15 protein-coding genes are annotated in these 16,517 nt (G+C 66.2%); 5 read left to right on the forward strand and 10 right to left on the reverse strand.

The window, feature by feature from the left end:
- Positions 1 to 10 precede the first annotated feature (10 nt).
- The 5 genes from benC (at position 11) to AC6CHY_RS01295 (ending at position 7,557) form a co-directional block, all read left to right on the forward strand.
- On the forward strand, positions 11 to 1,564 hold the full coding sequence (benC, locus tag AC6CHY_RS01275; RefSeq protein WP_498225155.1) for a benzoate 1,2-dioxygenase electron transfer component BenC: 1,554 nt from the start codon (positions 11 to 13) through the stop codon (positions 1,562 to 1,564).
- Positions 1,561 to 2,400: a 1,6-dihydroxycyclohexa-2,4-diene-1-carboxylate dehydrogenase gene (locus tag AC6CHY_RS01280; protein WP_217387388.1), complete on the forward strand. Its 840-nt coding sequence runs from the start codon at positions 1,561 to 1,563 to the stop codon at positions 2,398 to 2,400. The genes benC and AC6CHY_RS01280 overlap by 4 nt, the downstream gene beginning before the upstream one ends.
- Positions 2,401 to 2,587: 187 nt before the next feature.
- Positions 2,588 to 3,946: an MFS transporter gene (locus AC6CHY_RS01285; protein WP_498225156.1), complete on the forward strand. Its 1,359-nt coding sequence runs from the start codon at positions 2,588 to 2,590 to the stop codon at positions 3,944 to 3,946.
- Positions 3,947 to 4,045: 99 nt separating this feature from the next.
- The gene (locus AC6CHY_RS01290) at positions 4,046 to 6,724 is read left to right on the forward strand and encodes a helix-turn-helix transcriptional regulator (protein WP_498225157.1); all 2,679 of its coding nucleotides are present in this window, start codon (positions 4,046 to 4,048) and stop codon (positions 6,722 to 6,724) included.
- 38 nt (positions 6,725 to 6,762) lie between these two features.
- Positions 6,763 to 7,557, forward strand: coding sequence for an alpha/beta fold hydrolase (locus AC6CHY_RS01295; protein WP_498225158.1), 795 nt, complete (start codon positions 6,763 to 6,765; stop codon positions 7,555 to 7,557).
- 180 nt (positions 7,558 to 7,737) lie between these two features.
- On the opposite strand, the gene AC6CHY_RS01300 is transcribed toward AC6CHY_RS01295, so the two are convergent.
- From AC6CHY_RS01300 to AC6CHY_RS01345, 10 genes are all read right to left on the reverse strand, one after another.
- The gene (locus AC6CHY_RS01300) at positions 7,738 to 7,926 is read right to left on the reverse strand and encodes a hypothetical protein (RefSeq protein WP_498225159.1); all 189 of its coding nucleotides are present in this window, start codon (positions 7,924 to 7,926) and stop codon (positions 7,738 to 7,740) included.
- A 79-nt stretch (positions 7,927 to 8,005) separates the two neighbouring features.
- A complete protein-coding gene (locus AC6CHY_RS01305) occupies positions 8,006 to 8,566 on the reverse strand; it encodes a flavin reductase family protein (protein WP_498225160.1) in 561 nt (186 codons plus the stop codon).
- 170 nt (positions 8,567 to 8,736) lie between these two features.
- On the reverse strand, positions 8,737 to 9,591 hold the full coding sequence (gene catA / locus AC6CHY_RS01310; protein ID WP_498225161.1) for a catechol 1,2-dioxygenase: 855 nt from the start codon (positions 9,589 to 9,591) through the stop codon (positions 8,737 to 8,739).
- Positions 9,592 to 9,914: 323 nt separating this feature from the next.
- Positions 9,915 to 10,193, reverse strand: coding sequence for a muconolactone Delta-isomerase (gene catC / locus AC6CHY_RS01315; protein ID WP_217387381.1), 279 nt, complete (start codon positions 10,191 to 10,193; stop codon positions 9,915 to 9,917).
- A gap of 33 nt (positions 10,194 to 10,226) precedes the next feature.
- Positions 10,227 to 11,327 carry an enolase C-terminal domain-like protein gene (locus tag AC6CHY_RS01320; protein ID WP_498225162.1) on the reverse strand — a complete coding sequence of 367 codons (1,101 nt, stop codon included), beginning with the start codon at positions 11,325 to 11,327 and terminating at the stop codon, positions 10,227 to 10,229.
- On the reverse strand, positions 11,324 to 12,217 hold the full coding sequence (locus tag AC6CHY_RS01325; RefSeq protein WP_336245014.1) for a LysR substrate-binding domain-containing protein: 894 nt from the start codon (positions 12,215 to 12,217) through the stop codon (positions 11,324 to 11,326). Before AC6CHY_RS01325 ends, AC6CHY_RS01320 begins: the two co-directional genes overlap by 4 nt.
- 162 nt (positions 12,218 to 12,379) lie before the next feature.
- A complete protein-coding gene (locus AC6CHY_RS01330; RefSeq protein WP_498225163.1) occupies positions 12,380 to 13,060 on the reverse strand; it encodes a phosphoribosylanthranilate isomerase in 681 nt (226 codons plus the stop codon).
- A 1-nt stretch (position 13,061) separates the two neighbouring features.
- Positions 13,062 to 13,877, reverse strand: a complete 816-nt coding sequence (locus AC6CHY_RS01335) for a hypothetical protein (protein WP_217387379.1) — start codon at positions 13,875 to 13,877, stop codon at positions 13,062 to 13,064.
- Positions 13,878 to 14,208: 331 nt separating this feature from the next.
- Positions 14,209 to 14,967, reverse strand: a complete 759-nt coding sequence (locus AC6CHY_RS01340; RefSeq protein ID WP_498225164.1) for a hypothetical protein — start codon at positions 14,965 to 14,967, stop codon at positions 14,209 to 14,211.
- A gap of 111 nt (positions 14,968 to 15,078) precedes the next feature.
- Positions 15,079 to 16,509, reverse strand: coding sequence for a dihydrolipoamide acetyltransferase family protein (locus AC6CHY_RS01345; protein WP_217387377.1), 1,431 nt, complete (start codon positions 16,507 to 16,509; stop codon positions 15,079 to 15,081).
- Positions 16,510 to 16,517 lie beyond the last annotated feature (8 nt).

Below are 16,517 nucleotides of genomic sequence, written 5' to 3' on the forward strand. Positions count from 1 at the left end.
GAGTCCCCTCATGACCTATCAGGTTGCCCTCGCCTTCGAGGACGGAATTACCCGGTTCATTAAAGTTGGACCCCGCGAAACCGTCGCCGATGCCTCCTACAAGGCACGGATCAATATCCCGCTGGACTGCCGCGACGGCGCCTGCGGCACCTGCAAGGCGTTCTGTGAGTCCGGCAAGTTCGACGGCGGCGACTACATCGAGGAGGCCCTGACCGACGACGAGGCGGAAAAGGGCTTCTGCCTCCCCTGCCAGATGGTCCCCGAATCCGACCTCGTGCTGCAGATCCCCACGACCTCGGATGTCGCCAAGACCGCGGCCACCACATACTCCTCGACGCTGACCGAGATCCGCCGCATCTCCGAGAGCACCTACGCCTTCAGCCTCGAGATCGAGAACCGCGACGACCTCTCCTTCCTGCCCGGCCAGTACGTGAACATCGAGGTTCCCGGCTCCGGCGGCCAGACGCGTTCGTACTCCTTCAGCTCCGGCCCGGAGGTCTCCACCCTCTCCTTCCTGATCCGCATCACCGATGGCGGACTGATGTCCACCTACATGCGCGACGTGGCGCAGGTCGGGGACCAGCTCAACTTCACCGGCCCGATGGGCAGCTTCTTCCTGCGCGACCCCAAGCGCACCTCGCTGCTGCTGGCCGGCGGCACCGGCCTGGCGCCGCTGCTGGCCATCCTGGAAAAGCTTTCCGGCATGCAGAACCCCCACCCCGTCCACCTGATCTACGGCGTCAACACCGACACCGACCTGGTCGAAATCGACGTGCTCGAGGACTACAAGTCGCGCATCGAGGGCTTCACCTTCGACACCGTCGTCGGCGACCCGGCCAGCAGCTCGGAAAAGAAGGGCTACGTCACCAACCACTTCGAGCCGCACCACCTGGTCGAGGGCGACGTCGACATCTACCTCTGCGGCCCCCCGCCGATGGTCGAGGGCGTCCGCCGCCACCTGGAGGCCGAGGGCATCAAGCCGCAGAACTTCTACTTCGAGAAGTTCGCACTGGCCGTCACCCCCGATGCAGCAGCAGCGCCGGAGGAACCGGTTGCAGAAGCACCTGCGCAGGAAGCCGCACAGACCCCGGTTGCCCAGCCGGCGTACGAAATCGGCGAAGAGCACGCAACCTTTCAGGCGCAGTTCGACGCGCGCATGGCCCTGGAACTGGCCATCGTTGAACTGACCATGGGCAAGCTGACCCCCGAGCAGCTGGCCGAATTCAAGGTCCTGGCCGAGCTTGCCGGCAAGACCCTGGCCGGAGAGAAGTTCGTGGACGCCGCGGAATTCACCATCACCAACGAGGCCTTCCACCAGTTCCTGTTCAGCTGCGTCGGCAACGAACACCTGCTGCAGGCGTACAACCGCCTGGAGGTCCCCGCGACCATGGCCAAGGTACTGCGCCAGGAACACTGGATCGACGGCGCCGTCGACGCCGACCACCTGGCAATCGTCGCCGCCTTCGAAAACCAGGACCTGGCGGCCGCCCGCACGGCCATCATGGCCCACAACGAGCACGCCAAGGCCACCATGGCCGCCGCGTCGCGCACCGCGTCCAAATGAGCGCCGACAACCAGGCGGTGAACGAGGCCGCCGCGGCACCACTGCCCGAGTCCTTCCACGCTGGCCGCTTCGCCTCCAAGGTCGTGCTGATCACGGGGGCCGCCCAGGGCATTGGCTGGGCAGTGGCGCGGCGCATCGCCGCCGAGGGCGCGGAACTGGTCCTGGTCGACCGCTCGCCGCTGGTGCACGACGTCGCCGGGGGCCTGCGGGCCCAGGGGGTCAAGACGCTGAGCGTCACCGCCGACCTCGAAACCTTCGAGGGCGCGCTGTCGGCGGTCACCGCCGCGGTCGCCGAATACGGCCGGATCGATGTGCTCATCAACAACGTCGGCGGGACCATCTGGGCCAAGCCGTTCGAGCACTACGCACCGGAGGAAATCCAGAAGGAAATCCAGCGTTCGCTCTTCCCGACCCTGTGGATGTGCCGCGCGGCGTTCCCGGAAATGGTCAAGGCCGGATCCGGAACCATTGTGAACGTCTCCTCGGTCGCCACCCGCGGACTCAACCGCGTCCCGTACGCCGGAGCCAAGGGCGGGGTCAAGGCCATCACCTCGGCCCTCGCCATGGAGGGGGCTGCCCACGGAATCCGCGTGGTGGCCACCGCCCCCGGCGGAACCGAGGCCCCTGAACGCCAAGTCAAGCGGGGCCCGGCCCCCGAGGGCGAGCAGGAGAAGGCCTGGTACCAGCAAATCGTTGACCAGACCATCGATTCCACCCTGATGAAACGCTACGGCACCCTCGACGAACAGGCCGGACCCATTGTGTTCCTGGCCTCCGATGAGGCGTCCTACATCACCGGAAGCACCCTGGCAGTGGCCGGAGGGGACCTCGGCTAGATAAGTACCTTCAAGTTGCATGCAGGCGGCGGTATCCCCGCCGCCTGTGTGCTCTCCACGGCCCGCCGCCCGAGTACCCCTCGGGTCACGGCTTCCACCCCGCAGCCACAGGCAGCGGTACTAGTCCGTGCCCCGAATACCCGCACATCGACGTGCGCCCGGGGCCCATAAGCATATGGAGCAAATCGTGAAATCACCGGAAGCAAGCGCCACCAAGAAACAAAAAAGCACCGTCCGCTGGGTGGTGGCCATCGCCGCCATCGCCCTGATCTTCGACGGATACGACCTGGTCGTCTACGGAACCATCGTTTCCACCCTGCTGGGCGATCCCACCCAGCTCGGCGAAATCGGCCCGGCCACCGCCGGCGTGCTGGGCAGCTGGGCCCTGTTCGGGGTCATGGTCGGTGCACTGGTCACCGGCGCCGTCGGGGACTACCTCGGCCGCCGGAAGATCATGATCACCGGCATCCTCTGGTTCTCCATCGGCATGGGCCTGACCGCCCTGGCCCCGAACGTCATCGCCTTCGGCGCCCTTCGCTTCTTCACCGGGCTCGGCGTCGGCGCACTGGTGGCCACCGCCGGTGCGGTCGTGGCCGAGTTCGCCCCCAAGGGCAAGCGCAACTACTACAACGCCATCGTCTACTCCGGAGTGCCCGTCGGCGGCGTCCTGGCGTCCCTGCTGGCCATCGTCCTGTTGGACCTCGTGGGCTGGCGCGGACTCTTCCTCATCGGCGCAACCCCCATGCTCTTCCTGCTGCCCATGGCGCTGGCAAAGCTGCCCGAGTCCCCCGAGTGGCTGATGGCCCGCGGCCGCACCGAGGAAGCCCAGCGCGTCTCGATCCGCACCGGCGTCCCGATCTCCGCTCCGGCCCCCAAGGGCGCCCACGTGCTGGTCTCCGAACCAGTTGACACCAAGATCGGTTTCCGCGCCCTGGCCTCCAGGAAGTACGCGCTGCCCACCTTGTTGCTGGGCCTGATGAGCTTCGCCGGCCTGATGCTGACCTACGGCCTGAACACCTGGCTGCCGCAGATCATGTCCCAGTTCGGCTACGGCAAGTCCTACTCGCTGGCCTTCCTGCTGGTGCTCAATGCCGGAGCCGTCTTCGGCGGGTTGATCGCCTCCGTCGGTGCCGACCGCATCGGCGCCAAGCGCGTGGTTTCCACGACGTTCTTCCTCGCCGCGGTGGCGATGGTGCTGCTGACCATGCAGCTGCCCTTCGGCATCCTGCTCGCACTGGTTGCGGTGGCAGGCGTGGGAACCATCGGCACCCAGGTGCTGATCTACGGGTTCGTTTCCAACTATTACAACAGCGCCGCCCGCGGCGCCGGGGTTGCCTGGTGTGCCGGGTTCGGCCGTCTGGGCGGAATCTTCGGCCCCTTGATCGGCGGGCTGCTCATGGCCGCGGGCGTGGAGAACCAGGTCGCCTTCTACGTCTTCGCCGCAGTTGCTATCGTTGGTGCATTGGTAACCGCCTTTGTACCACTGCGCAACTCCGAGACCCAGCTGCTTGCCAGCTCCTCGGCCCCGGTCAAGATCGCTAAATAACCATAGGCCCGGTGCATAACCGGTCACTGGGGGCCGCGTGGACAACGATGTTCGCGCGGCCCCCGCTTTATACACGGAAAGGTTGGCTGCGGCGGATCCATGCATCAACAACGAACATTGGCACTCCTGGGACGGCTGCTGCATCAGGCCGAGTCCGGCAGCGCCCAGCTGGTGGTTGTCAGCGGCCCGGCCGGCTGTGGAAAAAGCACCCTGGTTCGGCGCTTCATGGACAACAACAAGCACCTCGCCTCGTGGACCTCCGCCGGGGCGAGGTGGGAAAAGGACCTGGCCGGGTCCGCCCTGCAGGAATTGCTCGGTCCAGCCGATGCCGCAGGCGAAGTGGCACTGCCCGAACGCCTGCTCGCCTTCATCCGCAACGCCGGCAAGCAGAGCGGAATCCTTCTGCTGGAAAACCTGCAGTGGACCGACGCGCAGTCACTGGCCGCACTCCTGTTTGCCTGGCGCCGGCTGCGCACCGAGAAGCTGCTGATCATTCTCACCCTCCGCCGGGAGGAAGCCGCCTTCCTGCCGCCGGGGGCCCGCGAACTCCTGGAGGCGCCACACAGCACCACGATCGAACTGGACCCGCCAACCGCCGCGCCCTTGAAGGAAATTTCCGTTTCCAGGCTTGGCGTGGAACTTTCCGCGGCCGCGGCTGACCAGCTGGCCGCCTACACCGAGGGCAACATCCACACTGCCTTGGAACTGATCCGGGAAAACCCCGAGGAATCCTGGAACCACTTCAACAGCCGGTTCCCGGCGCCCCGCGCCGTGACCGCAGAAGTTGCCGAGCGGCTGGCCGCCCTGTCGATCCCTGCCCGGTCCCTCCTCGAGGCCGCCGCCATCCTGGGCCCCGGGCCAAGATTGGACATGGTCGTCGCCCTGGCCGAGGTCGACGAACCCCTTCCCCTGGTGGAAGAGTGCGTGACCTCCGGCCTGGTGGAGGTGGCCGGCAGCGGCGGAAACCTCTCCCTGCAGTTCACCGGGCATATCAAGCACATGGCCGTCTACCATCTGGTCCCCTTGTCGCGGCGCCTGGCGCTACACGCCGCCGCCGCCTCCCTGGGCGACTGTGCGGGGGATTCCCTGGCCCACCGCGCCGATGCCACGCTGCTTTCCGACCCCGCGCTGTCGCACCAGCTGGAACTCTTCGCCGAGAATCAGGCGGGCAAGGGAGAGTGGTCCTCCGCCGCGGCAGCCCTTCACCGGGCGGCCCACCTCGCCACGAATGCGGCGGACCGCGAGCCGCTCTTGCTCAAGGCCGTCGACGCGACGGTGGCGGCCGGCGAGCTTCCCCGCGCCCTGGCCTATTCCGAGGAATTGGCTTCCCTGGCCGCCAGCCCCGAAAGCGACCTGCTCTCCGGATACATTGCCATTCTCCAGGGACAGGCGCTGACCGCAGACCGCTGGCTAACCCGGGCGTGGACCGGTGCCGAGGAGGCCCGGCAGACCGAGATCATGGCCACCGTTTCCCAGCGCCGGGTCCTTGATTCGCTGGGCCGGCTGGATGGCTTCAAGCTCGTTGAATGGGCGGAACGGACCCTGGAGCTGGCGGACGAGGGAAGCCCCGTCGCCGTGGAATCCTCGGCCATCCAGGGGCTGGGGCTTGGCATGCTCGGTCGAGGCCCCGAGGGCGAGAAGATCCTGGCCCGGATGCTCGCCACCCTGCCCACCGGTGCCCAGCGCCAACGCGCCGAAATGGCCATGGGGTGGCTGCACGTGGCCGGGGACCAGGTGGAGCTGGCCCGGCACGAACTCATGATTTCCAGTTCCACCGACTACACCGAGGGTTCCCACCGGATCGCCCTGTGGGCCAGGGCCTGGCTCGCACGGGCAGAGTACTCGGCAGGTGACTGGGACCAGGCACTGGAAACCGTGCGGGCAGGCGTCGCACTTCAGGAACGATCCGACATCGAGCTGGTTCGCCCGCTGCTGCACTACACCGCGGTGCAGATCCACGCCATGCGCGGCGAACAGGAAGATGTCGACGCCCATCTGGCCAAGGCCTGGGCCCGGACCGGCAGCTACGAGGTGATGCAGGTGCCCTATCGGATGGCCAGGGCGGCTGCGGCCCGGGCGCGTTCCGACTACGACGAGGTCCTTCTGGCGTTGGAGCCGCTGTTGCGGCTGGACCGCTCGCGAGGGATCGACGAGCCGGGATTCTGGCCGTGGCACGACATGTACGCCGATGCCTTGGTGCGCAAGGAACGCTTCGCCGAGGCCCTGGAATTCATGGATCCGCTCATGGCGGCTGCCCGCAGGCGGAAGCACCGCTCGACCATCGCACGCTTCCTGGTGGTGCGCGGGCAGGTGCTCGGTTCGCACGGTGACCTGGAGGGATCGCGAGACGCCTTCGAGGAGGCACTGTCCCTGTTGCAGGGACTCACGCTGCCGGTGCTGCGGGCAAACATCGAGTACGCCTACGGGCAATCGCTGCGGCGCGCCGGGAAACGCGGCGAATCCGCCGGTCCCCTGACCCGTGCCCTGGCCGGCTACACCCAGCTGGGGGCAACGATCTACATCGAGCGGTGCAACCGCGAGCTGCAGGCCACCGGCATCAGTGTCCCGCGCCGGGACGCGGCCGACTGGTCCTCGCTCACCTCCCAGGAAAAGGCGGTGGCCTCCCTGGTCTGCGCGGGTGCCAGCAACAAGAAGGCCGGCGAGGAGCTGTTCATCGGGGCCAAGACGGTCCAGTACCACCTGACCCGGATCTACGCGAAGCTCGGCGTGACGTCCCGCACCGAGCTCGCCGCACGATACCGGGACAACGAACGCTGAGCATAGGCAGGCCTGTGTCCCGGGAGTAACCTGAAACCATGGGATCCGAGGTCAGGAAGCTCAGGCTCTCCACGGGCATCGAGGTGCCGTGCTTCATCGACGGCGCGGCGGAAGCCAGGCCGCTGCTGCTATTGCATGCGTGGGGAGAATCCTTCGAATGCTTCGACCGCCTGGCACCCCTGCTTGCCGGCTTCAGGGTCTATGCGCCCGACCTGCGCGGCCAGGGCGATGCCGATAAGCCGGCGGACGGCTACACGCTGGCGGAGCAGTCCGCGGATGTTGCCGCGGTCCTCGAGTCCCTCGAGGTTCCCCGGGCTTTTGTCCTGGGTTCATCGAGCGGCGGCTATGTGGCGCAGGCGCTGGCCGCGGACCACCCGGAGCGGGTCGCGGCCCTGGTCTTGGTCGGGGCGCCGCTGAGCCTGCGCGGCCGGCCGGCCTTCGCGGACGAGGTCGAGGCCCTGGTGGATCCGGTCAGCGCGGCGTGGGTCAGGGAATCGCTCACCTGGTTTCCGCTGCTGCACGAGGTTCCGGCATGGTTCATCGACGACCGCGTGGACGACGGAACCAGGATGCCCGCACACGTATGGCGGGCCATCCTCGCCGGCCTGTATGAGGCCACGCCGCCCACCGAATCGGGAACCATTGATGCGCCCACGCTGATCCTCTGGGGCGGGCGCGATCACCTGCTTTCACTGGCGGACGAGGAAGAGCTGGCCGCACGCATCGCGGGTTCGGTCCTGAAGGTCTATCCGGACGCGGGTCATCTCGTCCTGTGGGAATGCCCTGAGAGGGTGGCTGCGGACACAGTGGAGTTTCTGCACGGCCTCGGTTGAGCTGCGACGGTGCGGCATGTGGTGGGCTCCGGTTCGGCTTTCCCGCCGCATGCCCGTTCGGCCCGCCTGCCTTGCCCCAGCGTGCGGCGGGAGCCGGCAACAGAAACCTCGAGGGGCCCATGTCAGCGTCGTTGCTGTCATGGGCCCCTCGGGTGTGGCGATGCTGTTTGGGATGAAAGCCTAGGCGGCAAGCAGTGAAATGTGGTGTTCGGTGGACTGCACGCCGGGCTGGAACAGGGCGTGTTCGGCTTCGGGCATCCAGCCGGTCCAGGCCCAGTGGTTCAGCTCCTGGACGGTGTCGGTGGTGGCCCGCAAGCTGTTCGCGGACGGGCGTTCTCCTGCGGTCTTTCGCCGTGTTGGGACAAACATGGTGTGCTCCTTTGTGGCCAAGTAATGCATGGATTGATCGATTGACGGGTGGGTGATCCGCGCCGGTGGGTGGCGAGGCTCAGTGTTGCTGCGGGACAAACGGCTGGAAGGACATGGCGCCGGCGAACCAGCTGTCATCCTGCCCGTCCTCGAGCCGCTCACCGATGTGGTGGAACGCACCCTCGTGGAAGAGCAGCGGGTCCGCGTCCCCCACCGTCAGCGAGCTGACCTCGCCAACCACGATGATGTGGTCGCCGCCGTCGTAGTTGTTCCACGCCCGGCATTCCAGAGTGGCTGCGTTGCCCAGCAGCACCGGGACGTTTCCGTTGAGGACCCATTCCGGTTCGCTGTCCATCGGTTCGCCGGCGAAGTGCTTGGCGACCTCCTTCTGGTCTGAAGAGAGGATGTTGATGGCGAAGGACGACCCGTCCAGGTGCTTGGCGGCCCTGGAGCTGCGAGTCAGGGTGATTTGGGCCAGTGGAGGGTCCAACGACACCGCGGCGAACGCCGTCACCATGGCGCCGTAGGGATTGCCGTCTGTCCCCTGTGTGGTGACCACAGTGACGCCGGTGGTGAATTGGCCAAATGCGCTGCGCAGTTGGCTCGCATCCACCGAGTTCAACATGGTTTCCTGGGTCATTGCTGCTTCTCTTTCACATGGAATTGCCGGGATGCGAACGCGGCCTTGGTGTTGTCTTGGTACCCGGGGGCGACGCCGCGAGCGGCATCCCGGAAAGTACGGTGGTACGACAACGGCGGGGTCCCCCGCATGCCTATCGGGAGCCCCGCCGTGACGAGGTTTGTGAGGACCTACTTGGCTTCGGGGTCAAGCACGAAGTCGTAGGTGGTCTGCACTCCGGCACCCTCGGCGGCCGGCTGGATCTCGAGCAGCAGCTCCGGCTTCACCGCGGTCGCGATGTCGTCGTCGTTGTGTGCGTCGCCCGGGAAGTACAGCTGGGCGGTGAGCAGTTCGTGGCCCGGGGCCGAAACCTTCAGGTGCAGGTGGGCCGGACGCCAGGCGTGCCAGCCGGCGGCGGCGATCAGCTGGCCGCAGGCGCCGTCGGTCGGGATCTGGTAGGGGGCCGGCTGCATGGTGTTGATCTGGAAGTTGCCCTCCTCGTCCGCGATGAAGGTACCGCGCAGGTTCCATTCCGGGATGTTGGGGGCGAACTGCGAGTAGAAGCCCTCTTCGTCGGCGTGCCACAGTTCGATCTTGGCGTTGGACAGCGCGCTGCCGTCGGTGGAACGGACCTGGCCCTGGAAGCGCAGCGGGGTGCCCTGCTCGTCTTCACGCATGGAGATGGTTGCCGGGGTCTTCTGCTCCGGCGCTTCCGGGATGTAGTACGGGCCCTCGATGGAGCCCTTGTTGCCCTCGCGGTGATCGGTGGCGACTTCCTCGACCGAGTGCTCGAGCCACACGTCCAGGAACAGCGGCCATTCGCCGTCTTCGCCGACCTTGATCAGCCAAGCCTTCAGGGCATTGAACTCGTCGTAGCTCACGCGCTCTTCGAGGACGATGTCGTTGGCGGCCTTGATCAGCTTACTGGCCAGCAGGTTGACGCGCTCGACGTCTGCCTGGATGGCGGAAGTCTTGCCGGACTGACGGAAACGGTCGGTGGCTGCGTTGCCTGAGGCGGCTGCGCTGGCGGTGGTTTCGGTGCTCACGAGTTGCTCCTTCTATCTCCAGTTGGAGGGGGTGTTGATGCGCTGGTCCGACATCACATGATGCGGTGACTGTTGTCACAGCGACTTTCTATGCACTCAATCTATGCCGGTTATTGAGAAGAGGGAAATACTTCTTTTGCTTCAATTCAGAGCTTCTGCATATAAGTACCTGGTTGTTCGGGACCCACGTTTCCGTTGGGCGGGCAAATTCGCCGGCTCGACCGCTAACTGGCCAATAAGTCCCCCGATGCCAAAGGTGGGCCGCGTCGAAAGACGCGACCCACCTTTGCCGTGCTCTTGCGGCGAACTTGCCGCCGATCCGCCTAGCGGATCGAGTTCGGGTGCTTGGCCAGCGGAGTGACCTTGATCTTCATGTACGGGTACATCGGGAAACCGCTGAGGATCTGGTGCAGCTCGTCATTGGACTCGACGTCGAACAGCGAGTGGTTGGCGTATTCGCCGACGATGCGCCAGATACCTGCCATCTTGCCGCTGCTCTGCAGCTGGCCCGAGTATTCCTTCTCACGAACCTGGAAATCGGCGATCTGTGCTTCGGTCAGGTGGGCCGGGAAGGTTACGTCCATGCGGGCGAGGAATATCATGTCTTCTCCTGGATTTGGCGTGGTTGGTGGGTGCTAGTTCTGGCGGTAGCGGGCGAGCTTGTCTTCGTCGATTCCAGCGCCGACGCCGGGGACGTTGCGCACCGAGATGAGGCCGCCGTTGATGCGGATGGGTTCGGCAAGCAGGTCATCGGCCATGTCCAGGAAGTTGGACAGCTCGCCGGCGCGGCGCGTAGTGGCCTCGTGGGCGGCGCCGAAGGTCACGGTGGCCAACGAACCGACCTGCGTGTCGATCTGGTTGCCCATGGTCACATCGACGCCCAGTCCGGTGCACAGGCCCAGGATCTCGGTGGCCTCGGTGAATCCGCTGCGGGCGGTCTTGATGCAGATCGCGTTCGAACCCCCGGAGAGCAGTTCGCGGGAGACGTCTCCGGCGGTGGGCACCGATTCGTCGCCCACGATGGGAATCGGGGACTTCTCCACGAGCCTGCGGCGGCTCATGGCTTCCTTCGCATCGCAGGGTTCTTCCAGCGCCGTCAGCCCCAGGCCCTCGGTGCGGCGCAGGACTTCCATTGCCTCGTTGGCGGTCCAGCCGCGGTTGGCGTCCAGGTAGAGCTCCACGTCGTCGCCGAGTCCGGCGCGCAACACGTGGCAGGCCTCGATGTCCAGGGCCAGCGGGCGGCGTCCGACCTTCAGCTTGAAGGTGGTGATCCCGTACTCCTCGCCAAAGCGCAGCGCCTCGTCGAGCAGGTCCTGCGCCGGGCGGAACCCGAGCATGTGCGAGACGCGCATCGAATCGGTGTAGCCGCCCAGCAGCTTGTGCACCGGGGTCCCCAGCGCCTTGCCCATCAGGTCCCACAGCGCGATGTCGACAGCGCCCTTGGCCACCTGGTTGTGGATGGTCCGGGCCATCACCTCGTGGACCTTGCCGCGGTCGAATGGATCGAGCCCGATCAGTTGCGGGGCGAAGACGTTCTCGATGATGGTGATGATCGATGCCTGGGTCTCGCCGTAGGTGTAGGGGCGCGGCGGGGCGTCGGCCTCGCCGAACAGTCCCTCGTCCGAGTGGATGCGCACCAGCACGTGCTCGGCGTCGGTGACCTGACCGCTGGCGAACTTGAGCGGGTGGGTATAGGGAATCGAGTAGGGGATCGCTTCGATGCGCAGGATCTTCACGCCGGGTTTCCTTCCGTGGGGGCTGGACTTTCAAAGAGGTCCAAGAACTTTTTAAGCAGGGCTGAGTCGTTATCGGTCTTCCAGGCAACGGCAAGGTCGACCGCAGGCGCATTGCGCAGCTGGCGGAAGACGATGCCCTGCAACGCGAACATGCGCCGGGCGGTGGGAACCAGGGCCACGCCCATCCCGGCGGCGACGAACGAGAGCAGGGTCGAGGTTTCCTGGGTTTCCTGGACGATGTGCGGACTGAAGCCTGCCTCGCGGCAGGCCTCGGTGGAAATGGCATTCACCGCCGAGGAAAGCGGGTAGGCGATAAAGGGTTCCTCGGCCAGGTCCGAGAGGTCAAGCAGCCCGCGCGAGGCCAGCTCATGGTCCTCGGGCAGTGCCACAACCAGTTCGTCCTTCTCCAGGAACTTCAGGCTCAGTTGGTTCGACCGGACGGGCGGGCGCAGCACTGCAACATCCACCCGCTGCTCTTCCAGGGCGATTTCCATTTCGGGGGTGAGCATCTCGCCCTGCACGCTCAGACGCAGGCCGGGCATGTGGACCCGGGCGGCCTGAACGATCATGGGCATTAGCCGGTAGGTGGCCGTGCCGGAGACGCCGACCCGCAGCACGCCGCTGGCTCCCTGCCCCACGAGCTTGACGTCTTGTTCGAGTTTGTCGATCTCGGCCAGCAGGAGCCGCGACCGGGTCAGGAGCAATTCCCCGGCGGCGGTGAGGTCGACCTTGCGCGTGGTGCGCACCAACAGCTGCGTGCCCAGCTGCTCCTCGAGCGCCTTGATCTGTTGGGACAGCGGAGGCTGGGCCATGTGCAGGCGTTGGGCCGCACGACCGAAGTGTCTTTCCTCGGCCACGGCAATGAAGTAACGCATCTGACGTACTTCCACGTCGTCCACCTCCGGTCATGGGGCACCGATGTGCTCCACAGCCAGATTAGGACGCAAAGATTACTTATGGGAAATACATGTTCTAGCTGGATTCAGACCTAATAAGTATCAGTGCTCGACGCGAAGGCCCCCGGATGGGGCGCGGGACACGGAGTGCGGTGCCTAGGTGGTCGGTGTCTCGGGGGAACGGGCAGCCGCGACAAATGCCTCGATCAGTCCGACATCCTTCGTTCCGCGGCTGGATTCGACGCCCGAGGAGACGTCCACCCCGGCCGGGCGCAGCGTGCCCACCAGGTGCGCGACATTCCCCGGGTTCAGTCCCCCGGCCAATATCCAGGGTCCTGGAGGCGGCGCTGCCACGAGCTCCGAGGCGTCGAAGGTGACGCCTGCTCCCGGCTCGACCGCGTCAAGCAGGATCCGCCCGGTTTCCCAGCGCTTTCGTTCGGCGTCGTCCAGCGCGCGATAGCCGTCGATTGAGAAGGCCCGCAGCGTCGCAAACCCCTGTGCGGTCAGCGCCTCGAGATCCGCGTACGGTTCATCGCCGTGCAGCTGCACCGTGCCGACACCCGCCCGGCGGGCGAGGTCGATGACGTCCTCGACCCGCTGGTTGCGGAAGACCCCGACGGTTTCGACATGCTCCGGCACCTGCGCGACGAGCGTCTTCACGAGTTCCGGTTCGACGGTTCGCGGACTGCCGGGGGCAAAAACGAAGCCCACCGCGTTGGCGCCCGCGGCAACGGCCGCCGCGACGGTCTCCGGTGTGCGAAGTCCACAGATCTTTACGTACAGCTCGTGATTCACTCGGTTCTTCCGCATCGGCTCGTTGGTGGCGTTTCCCTCCATGCTACTTCTGAACGCGCATGCTGAGCATCACTGCACGCAGCAGGCGGTAGTCGCGGCTCTGCATGATCTTCCGGGCATCCGCGAGGCTCACGTGGTCGTCATGGAATCCCAGTTCCTCTGCCAAGTCATCGGAACTTGTCATCTGGGCCTCGAAGCCCTTCTTCGGCCGGAAGAAGCTCGACGCGGGATTTTTGTCTCTCGCCCCGGTGGCTGCCGCGTCGTTGAGCATCAGCATCACCTTCTGCTCCCGGGCCTTTCCCGGGGTGTCCAGGACGAAGTGTTCGAAGACCACCTTGGCAGGGGCGAGGAAGCCTCCTTCCACGGGCGTGGATTCCAGCACGGTGCGCTTGTAGGTGCTAGTGTCCACGTCGGTGTCGGTGGCCGAGTCGGCACGGAACTCGGCGATCTCGTTGCCGTCCGCGTTCTCGATGTCCCATTTGGTGAACGGGTCGGCCAGCGGCCTGGCCGTGGCATTGCAGTTGGTGCAGTCGTCTTCCTCGATATGCCAGTCGGGAGGGTACTTGAAGCTCAGCCACTGGGTGGCGAAGGTCTTCCATCCCGCCGTGTCGATCTCGCGGGCAGGTTCGGGGGACGGGGTCGCGGGCGACCGGCCGTTGTCCCCCGCGGCGGGCAGCTTCGAGGGGTCCTGCGGGGGGCCGAAGGGAGTCGTTTCGATGGTGCTGGATTCTTCCGCCGCCCAGGGCGCGATGTCGGCGCAGCCTGACAGCAGCAGCACTGCCGACAGCGCCGCAACGCCCAACGCCCTGGCCATTGCCGTCGGCTTGCCGCTCGTGGTTGCGTCAGGGTAACTGCTCATCGGTGATCTCCTGGGCGCGAGTGCCAATTTGGACATCGATACCTTCCCCACTGTGCCCCATCCCGCGCGCGCTTGCCAAGGCATGCGGGGCCCGGTGCGGCGGTTGCGTCACGGGCGGCACCGGCACCGGCACCGGCCACTTTTCCCGGAAGTACCAACACGCATGCCAGTTAATCAGCAGTGCCGGATCCTGCCTAATCGAGGCGGCACCGGCCGCGAACCGCGCCGACATGTCCACCAGACCGGACCCCGGGCCGAACCCGGACGGCGCTAGGCGGATTCCGTCCGGAATCCCAACGATCCCGGACGGAAGGCACACGCGGGACGGGACTCAGAAGGTGCTGGCCCGGACTGAGAGCATGACCTGCCTCATCGTCCGGTAGTTCTCGCTGTCCATGAACTGCCTGGCTTTGCCCTTGGTGACATGGTTCTTGTCCATGCCGCCGGTTTCCATGAACTCCGGCGTGGTTTGGATCCAGGTAGTTGCCCCGGACCGCGGCTGGAAGACGGGAAGGAAGGGGTGCTTGTCGCGCGTTGCCAGGTTCGCATCCGAGAAAATCATCAGCCTTGCCTGCTGTGCCCTCCGGTCGGTTCCCGCCACGGGTGCCTGCGAATAATCGATCCGCACGTGTTCGAAGACCATACTGGTCGGCTCATAGCCGATCCCTTCCACCGCGGCCGTGTCCAGGTCGGTGCGTTTGTACAAACCGGTGTCCCCGTCAGTGTCACCCACGAAGTTCGGGAACACGTGGGCCACCCGCACCCCGTTCTCGTCCACGATGTTCCACGGCGTGTACTCGTCCTCCGGCAGCGGCGGGTCATCGACCTCGCAGCCGTCGCAGGTGTAGGGCAGGATTTCCCAGTCGGCAGGATAGTCGAAGGCGATCCCGTACTTGTCGAAGGTCTGCCAATCCGACGTGTCAATGGGTGCCGACGTCCCGGGGGCAGCGGCAAGGCCGGGCGCGGTGAATGCGGGGGTGGTCCCCGGGCCGCCGATCAGCAGGGCGCAGGCCATGGCGGCCAACAAAAGGCGCCGTCGGCGAAAGGGTGGGTGGGCGGAGATGGTGGACGGTTTCGGTGCGTTCCTCACGGTGTGCTCCTTGGGCTCTGACTCCGGCGGTTTGCCGGAAGGTACCAGTACCCGTCTTATGTCCGCCCCGTGATGCCCGGTTACCCTCCGGGCATCACGAAAGGATAACGATCAATCCAGCAGCAGCGCCGGCTCCTGCATGATCGAGGCGACATCCGCCATGAAGCGCGCCGACAGGTCGCCGTCGACCACGCGGTGGTCGAAGGAGCCACCCAGGGTGGTGATCCAGCGCGGGACCACCTGGCCGTCGACAACCCACGGCTTCTGCCGAATGGTGCCGAAGGCAACGATCGCCACCTCGCCGGGGTTGATGATCGGGGTGCCGGTGTCGATCCCCAGCACGCCGATGTTGGTCACCGTCAGCGTCCCGCCGGTCATGTCCGCCGGGGAGGTCTTGCCCGCGCGGGCCGTCTCGGCCAGGTCGTTCAGGGCAATGGCCAGCTCGCGCATGGACAGGTCCTGCGCTTCCTTGATGTTCGGGACCAGCAGGCCGCGCGGGGTGGCCGCGGCGATGCCCAGGTTCATGAAGTGCTTGACCTGGATCTCCGCGCCGTTCTCGGTCTCCACCCAGGAGGCGTTGACGGAGGGGTTGCGCGCGGCGGCCCAGATGACTGCCTTGGCCAGCACCAGCAGCGGGGAGACCTTGATGCCCTCGAAGTCGCGGCTCTTCTTCAACCGGGCCACGTATTCCATGGTGCGCGAGGCATCCACGTCGACGAAGATCGACACGTGCGGGGCGGTGAAGGCCGACTCGACCATGGCCTTGGCGGTGGCCTTGCGGATGCCGCGCACCGGGGTGCGGACCACCCGGCCGTCAACTTCCTGGCCCTTGGCCGACCAGAACATCGGGGCCGCGTCGCGTTCGGCCTCGCGCTGGGCCTTATAGGAGAAGACGTCGTCGCGGGTGATTTCGCCCTGGCCGCCGGTTCCGGTGACCTGGGCCAGGTCCACGCCGAGTTCCTTGGCGACCTTGCGCACCGGCGGCTTGGCCAGGACGCGGTCCACGAAAGCCGCCACCGCGGGCTTGGCCGCGGCCGTCAGGCGCGTCGAGGCGTGGCCGAGTTCCGCGGCGCGGCGGGAAATCGTGTCGGCAAGCGCCGCCGGGATCGCCGGGGCGCTTCCCTGAACCCCGGGGGCCTTGGCGGGCCGGGTCGGTGCGGGGCGGTTGGTGCGGGCGCGGCGCTTGACGGCATCGGCCTTGGGGCCCGAGCCGACCAGTGGGCCCGGTTCCTCGCTGGCGACGGGGGTGTCGGCCTCGGCGATGTCTGCCACCTCGGGCACATTGGCCATCGGGGCGGGCCGGGAACCGACCTCGTCAACGCTGAACAGCGGCGAGCCCACGGCCAGGGTCTCGCCCTCGGCCGCATGCAGTTCCTTGACCACTCCGGCATAGGGGCTGGGCAGTTCGACCAGGGACTTCGCGGTCTCGATTTCCACGAAGACCTGGTTGACGACCACGGTGTCCCCGGGCTTGACTTTCCAACCGACGATTTCGGCCTCGGTGAGGCCTTCGCCGACATCGGGAAGGTTGAAGGTGCTCATCGTCTGAC

The organism is Paeniglutamicibacter sp. GQ140, from assembly GCF_059759235.1.